At 53.4% G+C, this 24,320-nt stretch carries 23 protein-coding genes; 8 read left to right on the forward strand and 15 right to left on the reverse strand.

The features are described 5' to 3' along the window. Positions 1–6 precede the first annotated feature (6 nt). The 11 genes from atpG to asnC form a co-directional block, all read right to left on the reverse strand. Positions 7–870 (reverse strand): F0F1 ATP synthase subunit gamma, encoded by an 864-nt coding sequence (gene atpG, locus WFN75_RS19005; protein ID WP_040077706.1) that lies wholly within the window; start codon positions 868–870, stop codon positions 7–9. A gap of 50 nt (positions 871–920) precedes the next feature. Beyond that, a complete protein-coding gene (gene atpA / locus WFN75_RS19010; protein WP_040077705.1) occupies positions 921–2,462 on the reverse strand; it encodes a F0F1 ATP synthase subunit alpha in 1,542 nt (513 codons plus the stop codon). Between the two features lie 12 nt (positions 2,463–2,474). Further along, positions 2,475–3,008 (reverse strand): F0F1 ATP synthase subunit delta, encoded by a 534-nt coding sequence (gene atpH / locus WFN75_RS19015; protein ID WP_040077704.1) that lies wholly within the window; start codon positions 3,006–3,008, stop codon positions 2,475–2,477. Positions 3,009–3,022: 14 nt separating this feature from the next. Then, entirely contained in the window at positions 3,023–3,493 is a 471-nt protein-coding gene (gene atpF / locus WFN75_RS19020; RefSeq protein WP_040077703.1) for a F0F1 ATP synthase subunit B, read from the reverse strand. A 55-nt stretch (positions 3,494–3,548) separates the two neighbouring features. Then, the gene (gene atpE, locus WFN75_RS19025) at positions 3,549–3,788 is read right to left on the reverse strand and encodes a F0F1 ATP synthase subunit C (protein ID WP_000429386.1); all 240 of its coding nucleotides are present in this window, start codon (positions 3,786–3,788) and stop codon (positions 3,549–3,551) included. Between the two features lie 50 nt (positions 3,789–3,838). Then, entirely contained in the window at positions 3,839–4,654 is an 816-nt protein-coding gene (gene atpB, locus WFN75_RS19030) for a F0F1 ATP synthase subunit A (RefSeq protein ID WP_040077702.1), read from the reverse strand. Between the two features lie 8 nt (positions 4,655–4,662). Further along, a complete protein-coding gene (atpI, locus tag WFN75_RS19035) occupies positions 4,663–5,043 on the reverse strand; it encodes a F0F1 ATP synthase subunit I (protein WP_040077701.1) in 381 nt (126 codons plus the stop codon). Between the two features lie 614 nt (positions 5,044–5,657). Then, complete coding sequence (gene rsmG, locus WFN75_RS19040) at positions 5,658–6,281, reverse strand: 16S rRNA (guanine(527)-N(7))-methyltransferase RsmG (protein WP_040077700.1); 624 nt, start codon at positions 6,279–6,281, stop codon at positions 5,658–5,660. A 102-nt stretch (positions 6,282–6,383) separates the two neighbouring features. Next, entirely contained in the window at positions 6,384–8,273 is a 1,890-nt protein-coding gene (mnmG, locus tag WFN75_RS19045) for a tRNA uridine-5-carboxymethylaminomethyl(34) synthesis enzyme MnmG (RefSeq protein ID WP_046886365.1), read from the reverse strand. A gap of 374 nt (positions 8,274–8,647) precedes the next feature. After that, positions 8,648–9,097, reverse strand: a complete 450-nt coding sequence (mioC, locus tag WFN75_RS19050) for an FMN-binding protein MioC (RefSeq protein ID WP_040077698.1) — start codon at positions 9,095–9,097, stop codon at positions 8,648–8,650. Between the two features lie 90 nt (positions 9,098–9,187). Next, positions 9,188–9,646 (reverse strand): transcriptional regulator AsnC, encoded by a 459-nt coding sequence (gene asnC, locus WFN75_RS19055; RefSeq protein WP_023331653.1) that lies wholly within the window; start codon positions 9,644–9,646, stop codon positions 9,188–9,190. A 149-nt stretch (positions 9,647–9,795) separates the two neighbouring features. Here asnC and asnA point away from each other — a divergent pair, with 149 nt between their 5' ends. Further along, the gene (gene asnA, locus WFN75_RS19060) at positions 9,796–10,788 is read left to right on the forward strand and encodes an aspartate--ammonia ligase (RefSeq protein WP_336996672.1); all 993 of its coding nucleotides are present in this window, start codon (positions 9,796–9,798) and stop codon (positions 10,786–10,788) included. Here the strand turns inward: asnA and viaA are convergent, their stop codons facing one another. Then, positions 10,789–12,240, reverse strand: a complete 1,452-nt coding sequence (viaA, locus tag WFN75_RS19065) for an ATPase RavA stimulator ViaA (RefSeq protein WP_336996673.1) — start codon at positions 12,238–12,240, stop codon at positions 10,789–10,791. Next, positions 12,234–13,730, reverse strand: coding sequence for an ATPase RavA (gene ravA, locus WFN75_RS19070; protein ID WP_263616583.1), 1,497 nt, complete (start codon positions 13,728–13,730; stop codon positions 12,234–12,236). Before ravA ends, viaA begins: the two co-directional genes overlap by 7 nt. Before the next feature lie 223 nt (positions 13,731–13,953). On the opposite strand from ravA, the gene kup reads away from it, so the two are divergent. The 7 genes from kup (at position 13,954) to rbsR (ending at position 21,844) form a co-directional block, all read left to right on the forward strand. Further along, a complete protein-coding gene (kup, locus tag WFN75_RS19075) occupies positions 13,954–15,822 on the forward strand; it encodes a low affinity potassium transporter Kup (protein ID WP_046886368.1) in 1,869 nt (622 codons plus the stop codon). Between the two features lie 169 nt (positions 15,823–15,991). Continuing rightward, entirely contained in the window at positions 15,992–16,411 is a 420-nt protein-coding gene (gene rbsD, locus WFN75_RS19080) for a D-ribose pyranase (protein WP_040077691.1), read from the forward strand. A 7-nt stretch (positions 16,412–16,418) separates the two neighbouring features. Beyond that, positions 16,419–17,924, forward strand: a complete 1,506-nt coding sequence (gene rbsA / locus WFN75_RS19085) for a ribose ABC transporter ATP-binding protein RbsA (RefSeq protein ID WP_212478229.1) — start codon at positions 16,419–16,421, stop codon at positions 17,922–17,924. Positions 17,925–17,928: 4 nt separating this feature from the next. Then, the gene (rbsC, locus tag WFN75_RS19090; protein ID WP_040077688.1) at positions 17,929–18,894 is read left to right on the forward strand and encodes a ribose ABC transporter permease; all 966 of its coding nucleotides are present in this window, start codon (positions 17,929–17,931) and stop codon (positions 18,892–18,894) included. A gap of 27 nt (positions 18,895–18,921) precedes the next feature. Beyond that, positions 18,922–19,812, forward strand: a complete 891-nt coding sequence (gene rbsB / locus WFN75_RS19095; RefSeq protein WP_040077687.1) for a ribose ABC transporter substrate-binding protein RbsB — start codon at positions 18,922–18,924, stop codon at positions 19,810–19,812. 106 nt (positions 19,813–19,918) lie between these two features. Next, a complete protein-coding gene (gene rbsK / locus WFN75_RS19100; RefSeq protein WP_212478230.1) occupies positions 19,919–20,848 on the forward strand; it encodes a ribokinase in 930 nt (309 codons plus the stop codon). A gap of 3 nt (positions 20,849–20,851) precedes the next feature. Further along, complete coding sequence (gene rbsR, locus WFN75_RS19105; RefSeq protein WP_154298904.1) at positions 20,852–21,844, forward strand: ribose operon transcriptional repressor RbsR; 993 nt, start codon at positions 20,852–20,854, stop codon at positions 21,842–21,844. Here the strand turns inward: rbsR and mdtD are convergent. Further along, positions 21,810–23,237, reverse strand: a complete 1,428-nt coding sequence (mdtD, locus tag WFN75_RS19110) for a multidrug transporter subunit MdtD (RefSeq protein WP_046886372.1) — start codon at positions 23,235–23,237, stop codon at positions 21,810–21,812. The two genes, rbsR and mdtD, sit on opposite strands and share 35 nt — an antisense overlap. A 10-nt stretch (positions 23,238–23,247) precedes the next feature. Then, positions 23,248–23,940: a FadR/GntR family transcriptional regulator gene (locus WFN75_RS19115; protein WP_040077682.1), complete on the reverse strand. Its 693-nt coding sequence runs from the start codon at positions 23,938–23,940 to the stop codon at positions 23,248–23,250. Positions 23,941–24,320 lie beyond the last annotated feature (380 nt).

The raw sequence follows: 24,320 nt of genomic DNA on the forward strand, positions 1-24,320 counted from the left end.
ACCTGGTTATACCGCGGATGCACCACCGACGATCTCGGTGAGTTCCTGAGTAATGCTGGCCTGACGAGCTTTGTTGTAAACCAACTGCAGCTCTTTAATCAGGCTGCCGCCATTGTCGGTAGCGGCTTTCATCGCCACCATACGTGCGGCCTGCTCGCTGGCCAGGTTTTCTACCACGCCCTGATAAACCTGTGATTCAACGTAACGACGCAGCAGGGTATCCAGCAGCGGTTTCGGATCCGGTTCGTACAGGTAATCCCAGGCTTTTTGTTTCAACTCGTCATCTTCTGATGCCGGCAAAGGCAGCAGCTGCGTGAGGGTTGGAACCTGAGACATGGTGTTAATAAATTTGTTATTTACGATGTACAGTCTGTCCAGACGGCCTTCATCGTAGGCCTGCAGCATCACTTTTACCGGACCGATCAGTTCGGACAGGGACGGGTTATCACCCATACCGGTCACCTGAGCGACAATATTGCCACCCACGGAATTAAAGAAAGACACACCTTTGGAGCCGATCATCGCGATATCGCTCTGAACGCCTTTTTCGGTCCATGCTTTCATATCCGCCAGCAGTTTTTTGAACAGGTTGATGTTCAAGCCACCACACAAACCACGGTCGGTAGACACCACCAGGTAGCCCACGCGCTTAACGTCGCGTTCTTCCAGGTAAGGGTGCTTATATTCCAGATTCCCGTTTGCAAGGTGACCAATCACTTTGCGCATGGTATCTGCATAAGGACGGCTGGCCGCCATGCGATCCTGCGATTTACGCATTTTGGAAGCGGCGACCATCTCCATCGCTTTAGTGATCTTCTGCGTGTTCTGGACGCTTGCGATCTTACTACGTATCTCTTTTGCGCCGGCCATGAGCTTCTCCTCAATGCCTTGCGGTCTGCCCTAAGACAGACCGCCAGACGTTACCAGGACTGGGTTGCTTTGAAGGAATCGAGCAGGCTTTTCAGCTTGCCTTCGATTTCGTCGTTATAGCCACCGGACTGGTTGATCTCTTGCATCAGCGGAGCGTGGTCACGGTCAGCGAAAGCCAGCAGAGCGGCTTCGAAGCTACCGATTTTCGCCAGTTCTACATCCGCCAGATAACCACGTTCTGCTGCGAACAGTACCAGGCCCTGCTGTGCAACTGACATCGGGGCATACTGTTTCTGTTTCAGCAGTTCGGTCACTTTCTGACCGTGGTCAAGCTGTTTACGGGTTGCATCGTCAAGGTCAGATGCAAACTGGGAGAACGCTGCAAGTTCACGATACTGTGCCAGCGCGGTACGGATACCACCGGACAGTTTCTTGATGATCTTGGTCTGAGCTGCACCACCTACACGGGATACGGAGATACCCGGGTTAACTGCCGGACGAATACCGGAGTTAAACAGGTTGGTTTCCAGGAAGATCTGACCATCGGTAATGGAAATTACGTTGGTCGGAACGAACGCAGAAACGTCACCCGCCTGGGTTTCGATAATCGGCAGAGCGGTCAGGGAGCCGGTTTGACCTTTCACTTCACCTTTAGTGAAGTTCTCAACGTATTCCGCGTTAACGCGGGATGCGCGCTCCAGCAGACGGGAGTGGAGGTAAAACACGTCGCCCGGGAATGCTTCACGTCCTGGTGGACGACGGAGCAGCAGGGAAACCTGACGGTAAGCAACAGCCTGTTTAGACAGGTCATCGTATACGATCAGCGCATCTTCACCGCGGTCACGGAAGTATTCGCCCATTGCGCAACCGGCGTATGGTGCCAGGTATTGCAGTGCTGCGGATTCAGACGCGGTTGCAACAACAACGATGGTGTTAGCCAGCGCACCGTGCTCTTCCAGCTTACGCACCACGTTAGAGATGGTGGAAGCTTTCTGACCGATAGCGACGTACACACATTTGATGCCGGAATCGCGCTGGTTGATGATGGCGTCGATAGCCATCGCGGTTTTACCGGTCTGACGGTCGCCGATGATCAGTTCACGCTGACCACGACCGATTGGGATCATGGCATCAACGGATTTGTAACCCGTCTGAACAGGCTGATCAACAGACTGACGATCGATAACGCCCGGAGCGATAACTTCGATTGGCGAGAAGCCATCGTTATCAACCGGACCTTTACCGTCGATTGGCGCACCCAGGGTGTTTACAACGCGACCCAGCATGCCACGGCCAACCGGCACTTCCAGAATACGGCCAGTACACTTAACCTTCATGCCTTCGGCGAGGTCAGCGTATGGACCCATCACAACTGCACCTACGGAGTCGCGCTCCAGGTTCAGTGCGATTGCGTAACGGTTACCCGGCAGGGAAATCATCTCACCCTGCATACAATCGGCCAGGCCGTGAATGCGGATAACACCGTCACTTACAGAAACAATAGTACCTTCGTTATGAGCTTCGCTCACAACATTGAACTGAGCAATGCGCTGCTTGATCAGTTCGCTGATTTCGGTGGAATTCAGTTGCATGCTCCAGTCCCCTTAAGACTGCAAGACGTCTGCAAGGCGCTCAAGACGGCCGCGTACGCTACCATCAATGACCATATCACCCGCACGGATGATTACGCCTGCCATTACAGACTTATCGATTTTGCAATTCAGCTTAACTTTGCGTGACAGACGTTTTTCCATCGCGGCAGTGATTTTCGCAAGCTGTTCTTCACTCAGTTCGTTCGCCGAGGTGACTTCAACTTCGGCGGTGGCTTCACTGAGGGCACGTAAGTGCACAAACTGCTCGAGAACATCCGGGAGCACACGCAGACGACCGTTTTCAGCCATGACCTTAATCAGGTTCTGGCCATTGTCATCCAGCTGCTCACCACAGACGGCGATGAACGACGCGGCGAGGGTTTCTGGTGCCATAGCCCCAGAAAGCATCTCTGCCATTTGTTCGTTTTTCGTTACCTCGGCGGCAAACGCCAGCATGTTCTGCCAGCGATCGACATTTTGGTGTTCGACAGCAAAGTCAAAAGCTGCTTTGGCGTAGGGGCGAGCTACCGTAACAAATTCAGACATCAGCCCCTCCCTCCTTACAGTTCAGCGACAAGTTTATCCACGATGTCGCTATTAGCAGCTTCATCCACGGAACGTTCGATGATCTTCTCGGCGCCAGCAACAGCCAGAATCGCAACCTGCTTACGCAGTTCTTCGCGAGCACGTTTACGCTCGGCTTCAATTTCAGCCTGCGCTTGCGTCACGATTTTAGTGCGTTCCTGTTCTGCTTCAGCTTTTGCTTCGTCCAGGATCTGAGAACGACGTTTGTTCGCCTGCTCGATGATTACCTGGGCTTCCGCTTTCGCTTTTTTCAGCTGGTCGGTCGCGTTGGCCTGTGCAAGGTCCAAATCTTTCTTAGCGCGTTCTGCAGAAGCCAGACCGTCAGCAATTTCTTTCTGACGTTTTTCGATGGCAGCCATTAAAGGCGGCCATACATACTTCATGCAGAACCAGACAAAGATAACAAACGCGATGGCCTGGCCGAGGATTGTTGCGTTCATGTTCACAGCACAATACCTCTTTAAATTTACAACTGTGGCTTAGGGTGTTTAATACTGCTTACTACGCGACAGCAAACATCACGTACAGACCCAGACCTACAGCGATCATCGGGATAGCATCCACCAGACCCATAACGATAAAGAACTGAGTACGCAGCAGAGGAATCAGATCCGGCTGACGCGCTGCGCCTTCCAGGAATTTACCCCCGAGGATGCCGATACCGATCGCAGCACCGATCGCCGCCAGACCCATCATCACAGCGGCAGCCATGTACAGCAGATCCATATTCAGGTTTTCCATGACAGTCTCCAGTTTGTTTCAGTTAAAACGTAGTAGTGTTGGTAAAAAAATCAGTGCTCTTCAGACGCCATCGACAGATAGACGATCGTCAGAACCATGAAGATAAAGGCTTGCAGCGTAATAATCAGGATGTGGAAAATGGCCCATGGCACATTCAGAACCCACTGTGACCACCACGGCAGAAGACCCGCGATCAGAATGAAAATCAGCTCACCCGCATACATGTTGCCGAACAGTCGCAGACCGAGAGAGATCGGTTTGGACAGCAGGCTAACGCCTTCCAGAATCAAGTTGATTGGAATGAACGCCCAGTGGTTGAACGGCTGCAGGGTAAGCTCTTTCACGAAGCCGCCTACACCTTTCATTTTGATGCTGTAGAAAAGAATCAGGATGAACACGCCCAGCGCCATAGACAGGGTGATGTTCACGTCAGCAGACGGAACCACACGCAGGGCTGGCAGGCCGAAGATGTGCTCGCCGATAAACGGCAGCAGGTCGATCGGCAGCAGGTCCATCAGGTTCATCAGGAAGACCCACACAAAGACGGTCAGTGCCAGCGGAGCAATAACCTTGCTCTTACCGTGGTACATGTCTTTGACGCTGCCATGGACGAAGCCAATGATCATTTCGATGAAAGTCTGGAATTTCCCGGGAACACCGCTGGTCGCGCGTTTCGCTACGCCACGGAAAATGGCCAGGAACAACAGACCCAGTACCACCGAGAAGAACATGGAGTCGATATTAATCGTCCAGAAGGTGGCCGGGGGGTTATGCGGATCCACCAGCGAGAATGTACGCAGGTCGATCTGAAGGTTGTTCAGATGGTGACCTATGTAATCCTGCGGCGTCATATTTTCTGAAGCCATGATGCCTTTTACCCTTTGTTATTGATTACAGCTGGCGCCAGAATTTGTACCACCAGCACCAAAACCCACGTCACTATCAGCGGCAGAAATACCACTTTAAAAACAGCCAGCGCCACCACCAGGAGGGCAAAGGTCAGCAACACCTTACACACTTCGCCCAGAGCGAAGGACCAGGCCATGCGGCCTTTGGCAGGTGTATGCGCCTGATGACGCCAGGCAAAAATCATAAACAGCATGTTTGGCAGAACCACCGCCAAACCTCCACTTAACGCAGAGATGCCCCAGAAGGGGTCTTTAAGGCTGAACAGCAATCCACTTGCTATCACGGCCAGAAACTGAATGAACAGAAGCTTACGAGCAACGTTTCGACTCAAGAGCGACACAGACATCACGTATTTACTCCTGCTCCCTTCGAGGTATGCCGCGTGTCGTATAAAACGTTCTTTGAGGCTCAGAGTCAAGCATCAAAAAGCGGACAAATTATACGGTGCGGCCCCGTGATTTCAAACAATAAGTAGCGAAAAGGTGAATAAATGTTTAAATATTTTTCCCCAGCGCTATTTATTAACTTTTCCACAAACAGCCTGTGCGGATACAAAACTGCAAACAGCGCGCAAACGTTGGTGATAAAGCGTGCACGGGATCACAAAATACACATTTACGATAAGGTCGTTTAAATCAAACAATTAAAACGCTTTAATTCATCTTTCTGAAAATAAAGGCGAATTTACCCAACTATTTTTAAAACAGACCAGTACACAATAAAAACCTTTTATTGACATTCTTAATAAATATTTAACATTAAGCGTAGTGACCTTTTTTGACTTTTAGCCTGCTGATACTTTCGCTGTTGATTATATTTTTGGTTAACTACATGCCATAGTTAACGGCAAGAAAATCCACGGTAACAGCAAGGTTAAATTAAGGCAGACCTGTTCTCGAATGACGCCTGCCTTTTTAACACCCAAAGAACAGCACAAATTCCACATTTTTTATTAATATTTTAAATATTGTTTGGCTTAATTATCACCAAATGACGCTCTCCGGTGAGCTGCGGTACCTTTAATTTCACACTCTTCTCGACAGCGTATTTCGACGGCAACAGCGCAATCTCCTCTTCCGGCATCACCCCTTTCAGCGCATAAAAACGCCCCTGCTCGCCCGGCAAGTGATGACACCAGCTCACCATATCATTCAGGGAAGCAAAGGCACGGCTAATCACCCCATCGAACGGCGGCTCGGCCGGAAACTCCTCTACCCTGCTCTGTACAGGAGTAATGTTTTCCAGCTTCAGCTCATGCTGCACCTGTTTGAGGAAGCGCACGCGCTTGCCAAGGCTATCCAGCAACGTGAACTGGCACTCAGGGCGCACAATGGATAATGGAATGCCAGGCAGACCCGGACCGGTACCGACATCGATAAAACGCGCCCCTTCCAGATGGGGAGCCACCACGATACTGTCGAGGATATGACGTACCAGCATCTCGTTGGGGTCGCGTACGGAGGTCAGGTTGTACGCTTTGTTCCATTTGTTCAGCATGTCGACATAGGCCACCAGCTGATTTTTCTGGTGATCGGTGAGCGAAATACCTGCTTCATCCAGCAGACGAGAGAGTTTGTTAAGCACGGTGAATACCTGTTGAGATGCAGTCAGAGGGAGGCCAGCTCCCTCTGCTGTAAAGTTCGATCCGCCCGGTAAGCGTAGCCTTACCGGGCAATTTTACAAATCTTAAGCACTGCGGCGCAGCATACCCTGTTTTTTCAGCCAGACCAGCAGAATTGAGATCGCAGCCGGCGTCACGCCAGAGATACGCGATGCCTGACCGATTGAGACCGGCTTGTGATCGTTCAGCTTGGCGATCACTTCGTTGGAAAGACCGGTAACCTGGCGGTAATCCAGGACGGCAGGCAGCAAGGTGTTTTCGTTGCGCTGCTGTTTTTCAATCTCGTCCTGCTGGCGAGCGATATAGCCTTCGTATTTCACCTGAATTTCTACCTGCTCGGCCGCTTCGGCATCTGCCAGGCCCGGTGCGAACGGCGTCATCTGCATCAGCTGTGCGTAAGTCATCTCTGGACGACGCAGCAGATCTTCTGCGCTGGCCTCTCTGGAGAGTGGCGCAGTTAAGTGAGCGTTCACTTCAGCAGCTGAGTCAGAGAGCGGATTCACCCAGGTCGATTTCAGGCGCTGACGTTCGGTTTCGATGCGCTCCAGTTTCTCGTTGAAGCGCGCCCAGCGTTCGTCATCCACCAGTCCCAGTTCACGGCCCATTTCGGTCAGACGCAGGTCAGCGTTGTCTTCACGCAGCATCAGGCGGTATTCCGCTCGGGAGGTAAACATGCGGTACGGCTCTTTGGTTCCGAGCGTACAGAGATCGTCTACCAGCACGCCAAGGTATGCCTGATCGCGACGCGGAGCCCAGCCCTCTTTTTCGGCGGAGAAACGGGCGGCGTTGAGACCGGCCAGTAACCCCTGAGCGGCAGCCTCTTCGTAACCGGTGGTCCCATTGATCTGGCCGGCAAAGAACAGCCCCTCGATGTATTTGCTCTCGAGGGTAGGTTTCAGGTCGCGCGGATCGAAGAAATCGTACTCAATGGCGTAGCCAGGACGCACAATCTTCGCGTTTTCCATGCCCTGCATGGAGCGCACAATCTGCATCTGTACATCGAACGGCAGGCTGGTGGAGATACCGTTCGGGTAAATTTCGTTGGAGGTCAGCCCTTCCGGTTCGAGGAAGATCTGGTGTTGGTTACGATCGGCGAAGCGCATGACCTTGTCTTCGATCGACGGGCAGTAGCGCGGGCCGATCCCTTCGATCACACCGGCATACATCGGGCTACGATCAAGGTTATTACGGATCACGTCGTGGGTTTTTTCATTAGTGTGCGTGATATAGCACGGCACCTGCTGCGGGTGTTGAGCCGCATTGCCCATGAACGAGAAGACCGGCATCGGGTTATCACCATGCTGTTGCGCCAGTACGCTGAAATCGATGGTACGAGCGTCAATACGCGGCGGTGTCCCCGTTTTCAGGCGATTAACGCGCAACGGCAGCTCACGCAGACGGCGCGACAACGAAATGGACGGCGGATCGCCAGCACGGCCACCGCTGTAGTTATCCATTCCAATATGAATTTTGCCATCCAGGAAGGTGCCCACGGTCAGTACCACGGATTTCGCGCGGAATTTCAGCCCCATCTGGGTTACGGCACCGACGACACGATCGTTTTCCACAATCAGATCCTCAACCGCCTGCTGGAAGATCATCAGGTTCGGTTGATTCTCCAGCGCAGTGCGTACCGCCTGACGGTAGAGCACGCGGTCTGCCTGAGCACGGGTCGCACGGACGGCTGGGCCTTTGCTTGCGTTTAGTATCCTAAACTGAATGCCGGCCTGATCGATCGCTTTTGCCATCAGGCCGCCAAGCGCATCCACTTCTTTTACCAGGTGTCCTTTCCCAATGCCGCCAATCGCCGGATTGCAGGACATCTGTCCCAGCGTGTCGATATTGTGTGTCAAAAGCAGGGTCTGTTGACCCATTCGCGCTGCGGCCATCGCGGCCTCAGTGCCTGCATGACCCCCGCCAATGATGATGACGTCAAAAGGATCCTGATAAAACATGGTGGTCTGCCTCGCATAAAGCGGTTTGAAAATGGATTGAAGCCCGGGCCGAGGATTCTACTCAACTTTAGTCTTTCGAGAAAGCACTGGGATCCTGGGCTATTAAAAAGAAGATCTCTTTCTTTAGAGATCTGTTCTATTGTGATCTCTTATTAGGATCGCCGGATCTTGTGGATAAGCCGGATCTCACAAATAAGATCATGCGGTTAGAGAGGATCGTTTGCTGTGAATGATCGGTGATCCTACGACGTATAAGCTGGGATCAGATCGCGATGTTATACACAGCACAAAAAGTAATCGAAGGTTGTTAGTGGGATAACTACGGGTTAATCCAAGCTTTTAACCAGAGTTATCCACATCTGTTCGCGCGATCTTTAATCGTTTTTGAGTAAATTTTTCCATTTACCCAACCATTCTTCGGCTGGATCTTCCGGAATGTCATGATCGAGGACGTTGATCTTCAGCGTTTCGCCAATCTGTTTTGCCCCACAGGCGGTAAATGCGGCATCAACTTTGTCCACCGCACCACAGAAGGTGTCATATTCGCGGCTGCCAATACCAATTGAACCGAAACGCACGCCGGAGAGGTCTGGCTGCTGTTCCTGCAGTTCATCGTAAAGGGGCTGGAGGTTATCGGGGAGATCGCCCGCACCATGGGTCGAGGTGATCAACAGCCAGATCCCCTCCACAGAGAGATCCTCCAGCAACGGCCCGTGCAGGGTTTCAGTAGAAAAACCGGCCTCTTCCAGCTTTTCAGCCAGGTGCTCTGCAACATATTCTGCACCGCCAAGGGTGCTACCGCTGATAAGAGTAATGTCTGCCATGGATCGCTCGCTCATATAAAGAGGGAAACATTGTACGCTGTGAGCGAGCTGGGATCTACCTGTGGAAAATGTGGGAATAATTTTTCCCGATCAGGGGCGGATGGTACGCATGATCGGGTTCTGCAGGGAGATCAAGGTTTCGGTGGACTGGATTTCATCGATTGTTTGGATCTTGTTGATAAGTACCTGCTGCAGGGCATCGATCGATCGGCACATTACTTTTATAAAGATGCTGTAATGGCCTGTGGTGTAGTACGCCTCGGTGACTTCATCCAGCGCGTTCAGCCTGGCCAGCGCCGAAGGATAGTCTTTCGCGCTCTTCAGTATGATGCCAATAAAGCAGCAGACGTCGTAGCCCAGCTGCTTAGGGCTGACATCAATATGGGCGCCGGTAATAATGCCCGCCTGCTTCATCTTCTCTACGCGCACATGGATGGTACCTGGACTGACGCCAAATTGTTTGGCCAGCTCAGCATAGGCGGTGCGGGCATTGGCCATTAACGCTTCCAGGATGCCCCGGTCCAGATTGTCGATCTGATAATTTTCCATAGGTTTTTCTTATGTAGATTGCTGATTTGCTCTATTTTAGCGTCTTATTTTAACGAATCAAAAGTGTAGTTGGCATTTTATTGTTGGATTATTGTATGGCGGCGTTTTTTGTTGCTTAATCAATTGCAACAGGACGCAGGAGTATAAATATGAAAACCGCATACATCGCAAAACAACGCCAGATCAGTTTCGTTAAATCCCACTTTTCCCGCCAGTTGGAAGAGAGGCTGGGCCTGATAGAAGTGCAGGCACCTATCCTCAGCCGTGTGGGCGATGGGACGCAAGATAACCTGTCTGGTTGCGAAAAAGCGGTTCAGGTTAAAGTGAAAACACTGCCAGACGCCCAGTTCGAAGTGGTTCATTCACTGGCGAAGTGGAAGCGTCAAACCCTGGGACAACACGACTTCAGCGCGGGCGAAGGGCTTTACACGCACATGAAAGCCCTTCGCCCCGATGAAGACCGTCTTACTGCTATTCACTCTGTCTACGTTGACCAGTGGGACTGGGAACGTGTCATGGGGGATGGCGAGCGTCATACCCGCACGCTGAAATCCACGGTTGAAGCTATCTACGCCGGGATCAAAGCGACCGAAGCGGCCGTGAACAAAGAGTTTGGGCTGACCCCGTTCCTGCCGGAGACGATCCAGTTCGTTCACAGCCAGGATCTTCTGACCCGTTATCCGGATCTGGATGCCAAAGGCCGTGAGCGTGCCATTGCTAAAGAGTTGGGTGCCGTATTCCTGATTGGTATCGGCGGCAAGCTGTCCGATGGTCAGCGCCACGATGTACGTGCCCCGGACTACGATGACTGGAGCAGTGAAAGCGAGAGCGGTTTTGCGGGTCTGAACGGCGATATTCTGGTGTGGAACCCTATCCTTGAAGATGCGTTTGAACTCTCTTCAATGGGGATCCGTGTCGATGCAGAAGCCCTGAAGCGTCAGCTTTCTATTACGGGTGATGAAGATCGCCTGCAGCTGGAGTGGCATCAGGCGCTGCTGCGCGGTGAAATGCCGCAGACGATTGGTGGCGGTATCGGTCAGTCACGTTTGACGATGCTGTTATTACAGCTGTCGCATATCGGCCAGGTTCAGTGCGGTGTCTGGCCACAGCAGGTGCGTGAAAGCATCGACGCCCTTCTTTAATTAACGCCGCCAGCGTCGAAGCAGGCGGCTACGTAACCCGGTATCAAAGCGCCAGATATGATCGAAGATGCGCATGATGCCGGGTTTTCCATGTGCCGACATCGCTACGGCATGGAACCGATGCTGGTGCACCTGCTGCAACACCTTCACTTTGTTTACCACCTCTTCCGGCAATCGCTGGGCTATAAAGTCAGAAATCACCACGGCGTCCGCATCGTACCACTCCCCGCCCTGCATGCGCTCGATAATGGCGCGAAAACAGCTGGCGAGATCCGTGCCGCCGCGAAAGCGCTGGCTGAGAAAGCGGATCGCCTGCTCTATCCCCTCCGGGCCTGTCAGTTCATAGCCCACCACTTCGCTGGAGAAGAGCATAATAAAGCAGCGGCGACGATCGGCGAGGGCAACCCGCATCAGCGCCAGACAAAATGCCTTGGCGCACTGCTCATTAAAGCCCCCCATCGAACCCGAGGTATCTACACAGACGATAAACGGACCGCGCGGCTGTTCATCAAAATCCTGATGCACAACCGGTCGCTGACTCACCTTCTCCCGCCAGGCCTCACCGTGTAGCCGATAAGTGAGAAGCTGTTTTTCCACCAGCCGTCGATAAAACTCATACTCCAGTTCGGTGATACCCAGCGTGGCCAGCTCAGGCGGTAACAGCCGCAGGATATCATCGCTCTGTTGCAGCCCGTCGACCTGTTCTGGCACGGTGGCCGGTTCACGTACCAGGGTACGGAAGGTCTCCATCGGCGCGTCTTTCTTTGGAACTGATTTGGCCTCTCTGGAGCGCCCCAGCTGTTCCGCCAGCTGCATCAGTTCGGGTTGCTGCGTAAGAAAATCGCCGTAGCGGACAATCAACTGATAGTCGCCGCGTTTAAGCTGACCTGCACTCATGTCCCATAGCCGACCAGCGGCGTTGTCATTCTCGACCAGTACCGGCTCCAGCGCGCCAGCCAGGGTCATACGTTCATGCACTTCACTGAGTAATTGTTCGCGCTCTTCCTCCAGCAATTGCTGATTAAGCGTCGTGGCCTGCACCACTAAGCTCAGGCGCCAACGCTGGAGGAACAGCGTGTGGAGCGCAGGCGTAAAGGTGGCGTTATCCGCCACCAGCTGTCGGGCCTGGCTTGCGAATGGCGAATGGACGTTATCCAGGAGAGTCAGGATCTGCGGAAGCTGGACAATCAGCTGCGGGGTGGAGAGCAGCTGGCTTTGCTGATAGCACATCACCTCTTCAGTCAGCTCGGGCGGAACGCGCGTGTCCTTCATCCGCTTTCGCAATCCTTCTCGCCAGCGGGGAAGATCGTCGGTAATGGCTGTTTTTAATTTGGGAAACTTTTCAAAAAAGATCGCCAGCTGAGGTGAGGCGAGTAGCGCAACAACGAGTTCCTCAATTAACCCCTCTTCGCCCACAGCCAGCATGATATTTAAGGTATCCAGCGTTAGCATTGACGCGCCTGTTTAATCTGCGCGCCTACATCCTGCAGACTGGCTTCGATACGACCTAACCAGTCGCTGTGAATAAACAGACATTTTTGCTGCTCGCTAAAGCGCGTATGTTGCTGGTGCCAGGCGTTATCCAGCGCTTCCAGCTGCTGGGTGATTTCGTCGGGAACGCTGTCAGAGGTGCTGCCGGGCAGCGCAAGGCGCGATCCCTGAAGACTCACGTCGCGGATCACCAGATGCAGACTGCCGTCCACCTCCATGTTCAACGGCTGAGCAAAGCCAATGCCGTTGAGTTTGCCGCGGATTTCGCCACCCTTGCTAAGCCACTGGGCCAGAGGCTCGCGCTCGATAGTGACATGAATCACCTGCATATCGTGCAGTTTGAGCGGCTGCTGGAGTAACAGTGTCAGCGTGGTCTCGCTCAGCTCCTCGGGCAGCTCGTAGTGCGGTTTACGGGCAAACATGCCGCTCTGTCGGCTGACGCGTAGTGCTGTTTTATCACTCTGTTGCTGCTGCAACTGAATGCGTCGTTGCGATATGGCACCGAGCTGGTTGAGCATCTCCTGCTGACCCCAGGCATGCCCGGTCATCAATACTTCCAGCTGTTGCTGCATCAGATTCATGCCATTCGCGTCGTGCCAGAGACAATCTTTCAACAGAATGAGGTCGATAGGCGCGACCGCATCGCGGCCGCTAAAGAAGGCGCTGGCCTGCAGCAAGCGGATCGCTTTTTTCCAGCGGCGATCCGACACGTACGGCGCGCCAGACAGGTTATCCAGTTGCTGACGTAACATAAAGATCAGGTCAAAGACCGCATCCGGCAGGGTGATTTTGCCGATCTCTCCTTGCCACTGCTGGTACTCTTCATCGGTAACCTGCAGCCCGGCGGGAACCGGGTTGTCATTTTCATCCTGCTGGCTAATCAGCAACGAGCGGAAATTGGCCTTATCCTGAACCTTGTCGAGCCACAGGCGAATCAGCATACGGTCATACAGCGCTTCCAGGCTGCTGTCAGCCTCTGGCAGCTCATTCGATGCGGCCACCAGCAAGCGCATGGGGATCTTCTCTTCGTGGGCACCGTTACGGAAGCGGCGTTCGTTAATGGCGGTAAGCAAGGTATTCAGGATCGCCGGACCGGCTTTCCATATCTCATCAAGAAAAACGATTTCCGCTTCGGGCAGATATCCTGTAGTCAGTCGTTCATACCGCCCTTCATCTTTTAACGCCTGAATGGAGAGGGGACCGAATACCTCTTCCGGCGTGGAGAAGCGCGTCATCAGGTATTCGAATGCCCGGGCATGCTGAAAAGCAAACTTCAGACGGCGGGCGATCAGGCTTTTGGCAATGCCCGGTGGGCCAAGTAGAAAGACGCTTTCACCGCTCAGTGCTGCCAGTAAACAGAGCCGAATGGCGTGGCTACGTTCGAACAGCCCTTTTTCTAACGCACTGCTTAGACGAGAAATTCTTTCTGCTAATAAATGAGTGTGAGCCATAATTATTCTGCATCCTTTCGCCGTGGATCCGGCTAGTTGAAGCGAGTATAGACGTTTCGTCATGCGCTGGTAATAGACTGAAGTGCGGCGCTATTTTCTTTGCGTTACGTTAAGCGGACTGCATTTAGGGGTACGATTTTGCAATGAATCGTGCATACTGTGCGCCTTTTTGTGGGCCAAGGGACTAAGCACACATTTGTTATATCAACGAAAAGACTAGTCTATGAGCACTGAGAATAAGCAATCATTACCCGCAATCACGCTTGCGGCGATCGGGGTTGTCTACGGTGATATTGGCACCAGCCCGCTTTATACGCTACGCGAATGTTTGTCCGGTCAGTTTGGTTTTGGCGTTGAACGTGACGCTGTGTTCGGTTTTTTATCCCTGATTTTCTGGCTTCTCATCTGTGTTGTTTCTATTAAATACCTGTCGTTCGTCATGCGCGCGGATAACGCCGGTGAAGGCGGGATCCTGACCCTGATGTCTCTGGCCGGGCGTAATACCTCGCCAAAAATGACCTCGTTTCTGGTCATCATCGGCCTGATAGGCGGCAGTTTCTTTTATGGCGAGGTGGTGATAACCCCGGCGATATCGGTGATGTCCGCCATCGAGGGGCTGGAGATTATCGCGCCGGAGCTTGATACCTGGATTGTGCCGCTCTCGATTCTGGTGTTAACACTGCTATTTGCGATTCAGAAGCACGGAACCGGGCTGGTGGGTAAGCTTTTTGCCCCGATTATGCTGGCGTGGTTCCTGATTCTGGCGGTGCTGGGCCTGCGCGGTATTATCGCCAACCCGGAAGTGCTGCAGGCGCTGAATCCTGCCTGGGCGGTCCACTTCTTCATGGAGTATAAAACCGTCTCCTTTGTCGCGCTGGGCGCGGTGGTGCTCTCTATTACTGGCGTGGAAGCACTCTATGCGGATATGGGCCACTTCGGTAAATTGCCGATTCGCCTCGCATGGTTCTCGGTCGTGCTGCCCTCGCTGGTGCTTAACTACTTTGGTCAGGGCGCGCTGTTGCTGAAGAACCCGGAAGCGATTAAAAACCCGTTCTTCCTGCTGGCACCGGAGTGGGCGCTGGTGCCGATGCTGTTCATCGCCACCCTGGCGACGGTGATCGCCTCGCAGGCGGTGATATCAGGCGTCTTCTCTCTGACCCGTCAGGCCGTTCGTCTGGGCTACCTCTCTCCGATGCGGATTATCCATACCTCTGAAATGGAGTCCGGACAGATTTACATCCCTTTCATTAACTGGCTGCTCTACTTTGCGGTAGTTATCGTTATTGTTAGCTTCGAACACTCCAGCAATCTGGCCGCGGCTTACGGTATCGCCGTCACCGGCACCATGGTGCTGACCTCGATTCTTTCTACTACGGTGGCTTATCGCAACTGGCACTGGAACAAATTCCTCGTCGCCATCATCCTGGTGGCTTTCCTCTGCATCGACGTACCGCTGTTCTCGGCCAACCTCGATAAGATTGTCTCCGGTGGCTGGTTGCCGCTGACGCTGGGTCTGGTGATGTTTATTGTGATGACCACCTGGAAGAGCGAGCGTTTCCGGCTGCTGCGTCGCATGCACGAACACGGTAATTCCCTTGAGGCGATGATTGCCTCGCTGGAGAAATCCCCGCCGGTGCGAGTGCCAGGTACCGCGGTATATATGTCACGCGCATTAAATGTGATCCCGTTTGCCCTGATGCACAATCTCAAGCACAACAAGGTGCTGCATGAGCGGGTCATCCTGCTGACACTGCGTACTGAAGATGCCCCTTACGTGCATAACGTGCGTCGCGTGCAGATTGAGCAGCTCTCGCCGACCTTCTGGCGCGTAGTGGCGAGCTACGGCTGGCGCGAAACGCCAAACGTCGAAGAGGTGTTCCACCGCTGCGGTCTGGAGGGACTTAGCTGCCGGATGATGGAGACCTCGTTCTTCATGTCGCACGAATCGCTGATTATCGGTAAACGCCCGTGGTATCTACGTTTACGCGGCAAGCTGTATCTCATTCTGCAACGTAACGCGCTGCGTGCGCCTGACCAGTTTGAAATTCCGCCCAATCGCGTCATAGAGTTAGGTACACAGGTCGAGATTTAACCCCTCCGCCCGGCGATCTCCCCGCCGGGCGTCTTCTTTTTTATCCCGCCAGTTTAGGTTAGCGAAACGTTTCGAAGCCGATCACAATTCTGCTACGTCATGATGGTTTTCTGAACACGCCTCAGATTAAACTCACTTCAGCGAAACGTTTCGCTAGTGGAGCAAAAAAATGAAGAAAGGCACCGTACTTAACGCAGATATCTCATCGGTTATTTCCCGGCTTGGGCATACCGATACGCTGGTGGTTTGCGATGCAGGCTTACCGGTTCCCCGTAGCACAACCCGTATTGATATGGCATTAACGCAGGGTGTGCCCTCGTTTATGCAGGTACTGGAAGTGGTGACGGCGGAGATGCAGGTTGAGGCGGCCATTCTCGCGACGGAGATTAAACAAAATAATCCGCAACTCCACGAAACGTTGCTCAGCCACATTGAGCAACTGCAACAACACCAGGGAAACACCATAGAAATTCGTTACACAACGCACGAACAGTTCAAACAACAAACCGCAGACAGTCAGGCGGTGATTCGCAGCGGGGAGTGTTCCCCGTATGCGAATATCATTCTCTGTGCTGGCGTCACCTTCTGAGGCCATCATGGACGCATTATTGCAACTCAAAGGGATCGATAAGTCGTTCCCGGGCGTAAAGGCCCTCTCCGGCGCGGCGCTAAATGTTTACGCCGGACGCGTGATGGCGCTGGTGGGTGAAAACGGCGCCGGCAAATCCACCATGATGAAAGTGCTTACCGGTATCTATCAACGCGATGCCGGTTCGCTGCTGTGGCTGGGCCAGGAGACGACCTTTACGGGTCCCAAATCCTCGCAGGAAGCCGGTATCGGCATTATCCACCAGGAGCTGAACCTGATCCCGCAACTCACCATTGCGGAGAACATCTTCCTGGGCCGCGAATTTGTTAATCGCTTTGGCAAAATTGACTGGAAAACCATGTATGCCGAAGCCGATAAGCTGCTGGCGAAGCTCAACCTGCGCTTTAAGAGCGACCGGCTGGTAGGCGACCTCTCCATTGGCGATCAACAGATGGTGGAAATCGCCAAGGTGTTGAGCTTCGAGTCGAAGGTTATCGTTATGGATGAACCGACCGATGCGCTCACTGATACCGAAACCGAATCCCTGTTCCGCGTTATCCGCGAGCTAAAAGCGCAGGGGCGCGGCGTGGTCTATATCTCACACCGCATGAAAGAGATCTTCGAGATTTGCGATGACGTGACTGTCTTCCGTGACGGGCAGTTTATTGCCGAACGTGAAGTGGCGACGCTCAACGAAGATACGCTGATTGAAATGATGGTGGGACGTAAGCTGGAAGATCAATATCCCCGTCTCGATAAAGCACCGGGTGCGCTGCGTCTGAAGGTGGATAATCTCTGCGGCCCTGGAGTGAGCGATGTGAGCTTTACGCTGCGTCAGGGTGAGATTCTCGGCGTGGCAGGGCTAATGGGTGCCGGGCGTACCGAACTCATGAAAGTCCTCTACGGAGCGCTGCCCCGTACCAGCGGTTATGTGACGCTTGATGGTCATGAAGTGGTCACCCGTTCACCGCAGGATGGACTGGCAAACGGCATCGTCTACATTTCTGAAGATCGTAAACGTGACGGTCTGGTGCTCGGTATGTCGGTTAAAGAGAACATGTCTTTAACCGCGCTGCGTTACTTCAGCCGTAGCGGCGGTAGCGTGAAACATAAAGACGAGCAGCAGGCGGTCAGCGATTTTATGCGCCTCTTTAATGTGAAAACGCCATCGATGGATCAGGCGATTGGCCTGTTATCCGGTGGTAACCAGCAGAAAGTGGCCATTGCCCGCGGCCTGATGACGCGCCCGAAGGTTCTCATCCTCGATGAGCCAACCCGTGGTGTAGACGTTGGGGCGAAAAAAGAGATCTATCAGCTCATTAACCAGTTCAAGGCCGATGGCCTGAGCATCATTCTGGTCTCTTCCGAGATGCCAGAAGTATTAGGCATGAGCGATCGCATTATTGTTATGCACGAAGGGCATCTCGGCGGTGAATTCACTCGCGAGCAGGCCACCCAGGAAGTTCTGATGGCTGCCGCTGTGGGCAAGCTTAATCGCGTGAATCAGGAGTAAGAAGATGACTACCCAGGCTGTTTCTGGTCGCCGTTATTTCACTAAGGCATGGTTGATGGAACAAAAATCGCTGATTGCCCTGCTGGTGCTGATCGCGATTGTCTCTACCATGAGCCCGAACTTTTTTACCGTTAATAACCTGTTCAATATCCTTCAGCAGACATCTGTGAACGCCATTATGGCGGTCGGGATGACGCTGGTGATCTTAACATCGGGGATCGACCTGTCCGTCGGTTCTCTGCTGGCGCTAACCGGCGCCATCGCTGCGTCGATTGTTGGCGTTGAAGTTAATGCGCTGGTGGCCGTGGCCGCTGCACTGGCTGCCGGCGCGGCAATTGGTGCGGTAACCGGTGTGATTGTGGCCAAAGGCCGCGTCCAGGCGTTTATCGCCACGCTGGTTATGATGCTGCTGCTGCGTGGTGTCACCATGGTTTATACCAATGGTAGTCCGGTAAATACCGGCTTTACCGACAACGCCGATCTGTTTGGCTGGTTTGGTATTGGCCGTCCGCTGGGCATTCCGACCCCGGTCTGGATCATGGGGTTTGTCTTCCTGGCGGCGTGGTACATGCTGCACCATACCCGCCTGGGCCGTTATATCTATGCCCTGGGGGGGAACGAAGCGGCAACGCGCCTGTCCGGTATCAGCGTTAATAAAGTCAAAATTATCGTTTACTCTCTGTCCGGCCTGCTGGCGTCTTTGGCAGGCATTATCGAAGTGGCGCGTCTCTCCTCGGCACAGCCGACGGCGGGTACGGGCTATGAGCTGGATGCCATTGCGGCAGTCGTGCTGGGCGGTACCAGCCTCGCGGGTGGTAAAGGTCGTATTGTTGGGACCCTGATCGGCGCATTGATCCTCGGTTTCCTGAATAATGGTTTGAATTTGCTAGGTGTTTCCTCCTATTACCAGATGATCGTTAAAGCAGTGGTGATTTTGCTGGCGGTACTGGTAGACAACAAAAAACAGTAACTGACGACACTACAGGACATCTCTGATATGAACATGAAAAAACTGGCTACCCTGGTTTCTGCTGTAGCACTGAGCGCAACCGTGAGTGCGAACGCAATGGCGAAAGACACCATCGCGCTGGTCATCTCTACGCTGAATAACCCGTTCTTCGTCTCCCTGAAGGATGGCGCACAGAAAGAAGCAGACAAACTGGGCTATAACCTGGTGGTTCTGGACTCCCAGAATAACCCGGCGAAAGAGCTGGCTAACGTTCAGGACTTGACCGTTCGCGGTACTAAAATTCTGCTGATCAACCCAACCGATTCCGACGCGGTAGGTAACGCCGTGAAGATGGCTAACCAGGCTAACATCCCGGTCATTACCCTTGACCGTCAGGCAAGCAAAGGTGAAGTGGTAAGCCATATCGCCTCTGACAACGTTCTGGGTGGCAAGATTGCCGGTGACTACATCGCGAAGAAAGCGGGTGAAGGCGCGAAAGTGATCGAACTGCAGGGTATCGCCGGTACCTCTGCTGCCCGTGAGCGTGGTGAAGGCTTCCAGCAGGCCGTTGCTGCCCACAAATTTAACGTCCTGGCGAGCCAGCCCGCTGACTTCGACCGCACTAAGGGTCTGAACGTCATGCAGAACCTGCTGACCGCGCATCCGGATGTTAAAGCGGTATTTGCTCAGAACGATGAAATGGCTCTGGGCGCGCTGCGTGCATTGCAGACCGCAGGTAAATCAGATGTGATGGTGGTTGGATTTGACGGCACGCCTGATGGTGAAAAAGCGGTAAATGATGGCAAACTGGCTGCGACCATTGCTCAGCTGCCTGAGCAGATCGGCGTTACTGGCGTGCAGACTGCTGACAAAGTGCTGAAGGGCGAAAAAGTTCAGGCCAAATATCCCGTTGACCTGAAACTGGTCATCAAGCAGTAATATGCAGCTCAGGCAGTAACAGGCTGCCTGAAGGACAACATATAAAGAAAAGTGTGGCATACGCCACCGGGTCACCCCGGTGGCGCTCTCAGATGGACACTCAATTATGAAAACCGCAGGTAAGCTCGTCGTCCTTGGCAGTATTAATGCCGATCACATTCTTAACCTTGATTCATTCCCCTCCCCAGGCGAAACCGTAACCGGTAACCAGTATCAGGTTGCATTTGGTGGTAAAGGTGCCAATCAGGCCGTTGCCGCCGGGCGCAGCGGTGCCAGCATTGCGTTTATTGCCTGTACGGGCGATGACGATACTGGCGAGCGCGTTTGTCAGCAGCTGCAACGCGACAATATCGATATTACGCCGATCAGTGTGGTCAAAGGCGAGTCTACCGGGGTGGCGTTAATTTTCGTCAACGGCGAAGGTGAGAATGTTATCGGTATTCATGCGGGCGCAAACGCCCAGCTGACCACCGAAAGGGTGGAGGCGCAGCGTGACATTATTGCAGGCGCTCAGGCTCTGCTTATGCAGCTGGAGTCGCCGGTAGAAAGCGTACTTGAAGCCGCGAAAATTGCGCATGAAAATCATACCACTGTCGTACTTAATCCTGCGCCGGCCCGTGTATTATCAGACGAGCTACTGGCGCTGGTGGATATCATCACTCCTAACGAAACCGAAGCGGAAAAGCTGACGGGCATTCGCGTTGAAAACGACGACGACGCGGCGCGTGCGGCAAAGGCGTTACATGATAAAGGCATCGAAACCGTTATCATCACGCTTGGCAGTCGCGGCGTGTGGGCCAGCGTCAAGGGGGAAGGTCGTCGCGTGGCTGGATTCCGCGTGAAAGCGATCGATACCATTGCCGCGGGCGATACCTTTAACGGCGCGCTGGTGACCGCGCTGCTGGAAGGCTCATCTCTGGACGATGCCATCCGCTTTGCACATGCCGCTGCCGCAATTGCGGTAACCCGTAAAGGTGCTCAGCCTTCCGTTCCGTGGCGTAACGAGATTGATGACTTCTTAAGTCAACAGGGGTAATGCTTGGCTACAATGAAAGATGTCGCCCGCATGGCGGGCGTTTCTACTTCCACTGTCTCCCACGTTATCAATAAGGATCGTTTCGTCAGTGAGGCGATCAGGGAGAAAGTTGAAGCTGCAGTCAAAGAACTCAACTATGCGCCTTCGGCGCTGGCGCGCAGTCTTAAGCTCAACCAGACGCGCACCATCGGTATGCTTATTACCGCCAGTACCAACCCCTTTTATTCGGAACTTGTTCGCGGCGTAGAGCGCAGCTGCTTTGAACGGGGCTATAGCCTCGTGCTGTGTAATACCGAAGGTGACGAGCAACGTATGAACAGTAATCTGGAAACGCTGATGCAGAAACGCGTCGATGGGTTACTGCTGCTATGCACCGAAACGCATCAGCCGTCGAAGGAGATTATCCAACGCTACCCTTCCGTTCCGACGGTAATGATGGACTGGGCGCCGTTCGACGGCACCAGCGATCTGATTCAGGATAACTCCCTGCTGGGGGGCGACATGGCGACCCAGCATCTTATCGATAAAGGCCATACCCGCATCGCCTGCATAACCGGGCCGCTGGATAAAACGCCGGCACGCCTGCGCCTGGAGGGTTTTCTGGTCGCCATGGCGCGTGCAGGTTTACCCGTCCCGGATGGCTATCAAATTACCGGCGATTTTGAGTTCAGCGGGGGTTACGAGGCGATGCAGACGCTGCTGCAAAAAGCAGAGCGGCCGCAGGCAGTATTTATTGGCAACGATGCTATGGCGGTTGGGGCTTATCAGGCGTTATATCAGGCGGGACTTCGCGTGCCGGACGACATTGCCATTGTGGGTTACGACGACATCGAACTGGCGCGCTATATGACACCGCCGCTCACTACCATTCATCAACCTAAAGATGAACTGGGAGAGCTGGCCATTGACGTGCTGATCCATCGAATGGCGCAACCCGCGCTGCAGCAACAGCGGCTGCAGCTTACTCCTGTTCTGATGGAACGGGGGTCGGTTTAGGTTTGTGACGCTCTTTAATCATGTTGCTGCCATCTTTCGGCTTCAACAACATAAAGACCAGCGCCGAGACCACCGTTAAGGCTCCCATCGTTAAAAAGGTATAGTGGAATTGCTCGACGGTATTAGAACCGTCGAAACCTTCATAGAACCGCAGAACTGCCGCACTAACCGCAACGCCCAGACTGATTGAGAGTTGCTGCGCCACGGCCAGCACGCTGTTACCGCTGCTGGCGTTTTCATCGGTGAGATCCGCGAGGGTGATAGTATTCATCGAGGTAAACTGCGTCGACATCGCCATCCCCAATACAAACAATGGCAAGATCAGCATCCACACCGGCAGCGCCGCAGACTGCAGTGAAAATTGCGCAATCATCACGCCAATGAAGATGGTGACGCCTACCAGGGTTTTACGGTAACCCAACCGGCGCAGTACTTGCGTCACACCTGACTTAGCCAGAATCGATCCCACTGCCGTAGGGGCCATCATGCAGCCCGCGATAAGCGCCGGGTATCCAAAACCTACCTGCAGCATCAACGGCATCAGAAACGGCACACAACCGGTACCGAGACGTGAAGCGATATTTCCGGCAATGCCGACTGAAAAGGTACGGGTGTTGAACAGAGAGAGTGATATGAGCGGTGTGGGATGACGACGCGCGTGACGTATATAAAGAAGAAAAAGCACAACCCCACTGAAGATGACCGACAGCGCTAACCCACTGGCAACAATCTTTTCGCCAAAAAGCTCCATTCCGCTCGAGAAGAGCACAAGGCTCAGGCCAAACAGGAAGAAACCGCGCATATCAAACTTCCGCCGCGGCGTGGTGAAGTTGGGCATGCACTTACGGGCGTAAAGGAGCCCGGCAATTCCGATAGGAATGTTAATCAAGAATATCCAGTGCCAGCTCGCCCAGGTCACAAACACGCCGCCCAGCACCGGGCCCAGTATCGGCCCAACCAGCCCTGGCATCGTCACGAAATTCAGTACCGGCAACAATTCACTGCGTGGATAGGCCCGTAAGAGTGCCAGACGCGCGACAGGCATCATCATCGCCCCGCCAACGCCCTGAAGCACACGGAAGATAACCAGTTCAGTTAACGATCCTGAGAGCGCGCAAGCCAGCGATCCCAGTGTGAACAGCGATACCGCCACCATAAAGACACGCTGCGTACCGAAACGGTCGGCTAGCCAGCCGCTAACCGGGATCAACATCGCCACCGTCAGGGTATAACTGATAATGGCTGACTGCATCGCCAGTGGAGAGCGATTCAGACTTTCGGCAATGGCGGGAAGCGCGGTGTTAAGGATGGTGGCATCGAGCGCCTGCATAAAGAAGGCCATCGCCGCTATCCACGGCAGGCCGGCCATACTGCGCGCTTTTTTAATGGTCATTCATTGTCCTCTACCTGGCTGGTGCGGCAAGTAATGCCTGACTGGCGCTCAGGGCTCGCGGCCCATCGCTCTCGAGAATGGCGTCGACAATGGCCTGGTGTAAATCCAGCTTCACCACTTCATCCTGGGTAATAGAGGTGAAATAGGTGTGATAGATCGAGTGGAACAGCGAAGCGAACGAGGTCAGGAAGGGGTTGCCGCTCATCTCGTAGACATGTTCATGCCAGGCCATATCCACTTCAATCCAGCGTTCACGATTAAACTTCCTCTTCAGTTCCACCATCTCTGCCATCAATGTATTCAGACGTGCTTTCTGCTCTGCCGTTCCCTGCGTTGCGGCCAGCAAGCAAGCCTGAGGCTCCAGGCTGCTGCGCATAACAAGGAAATACTCAATAACCTGATTAAAGTTTTGTTCGGTCATCCACCAGGAGAGCAATTCCTGATCGAGGAAGTTCCAGTTACTTTGCGGCAATACGCGCGTACCGATACGCGGGCGAGGTAATACCATGCCCTTTGCGGTTAATGTCTTTACGGCTTCCCGAACGGCGGTACGACTAACGCCAAACTGTTCACCGAGTTCCAGTTCCCCCGGGAGAATCGTTCCTGGCGCATAGACACCCGTCAAAATTCGCTGGGCTAGCTTCTCTGCCAGCATATAAGAGAGGTTTTTTTGGGCCGCCAGCTGCTGTGCGCTTAATGGCATAACGCATATTCCTTAATTTCTCATGCTATTGAGTATGCCATCAGCAGTGTGATTATGGTGGCAAAAACAGCAAATAGCGCAATTACTGGCGCTGGAATGGTCAATCTGGTGAAAAAAAACACGGTCAGAAACTTTTTTCAAATTTACTCTTGTCACCGCCGAAGAACTCCCTATAATGCGCCTCCACTGACACGGAACAACGGCTTACAGGCCGCCGGGTTAGCGGGGTTCAGAGATGAACGCCAGCAGAGAAAAGCGAAAATAAACGCTTGACTCTGAAAGAGGAAAGCGTAATATACGCCACCTCGCAACGGTGAGCTGAAAGCCGCGTTGCACTGCTCTTTAACAATTTATCAGACAATCTGTGTGGGCACTCAAAG

This window comes from Leclercia sp. UBA7405 (assembly GCF_037152215.1).
Classification (GTDB): Bacteria; Pseudomonadota; Gammaproteobacteria; order Enterobacterales; family Enterobacteriaceae; genus Enterobacter; species Enterobacter pneumoniae.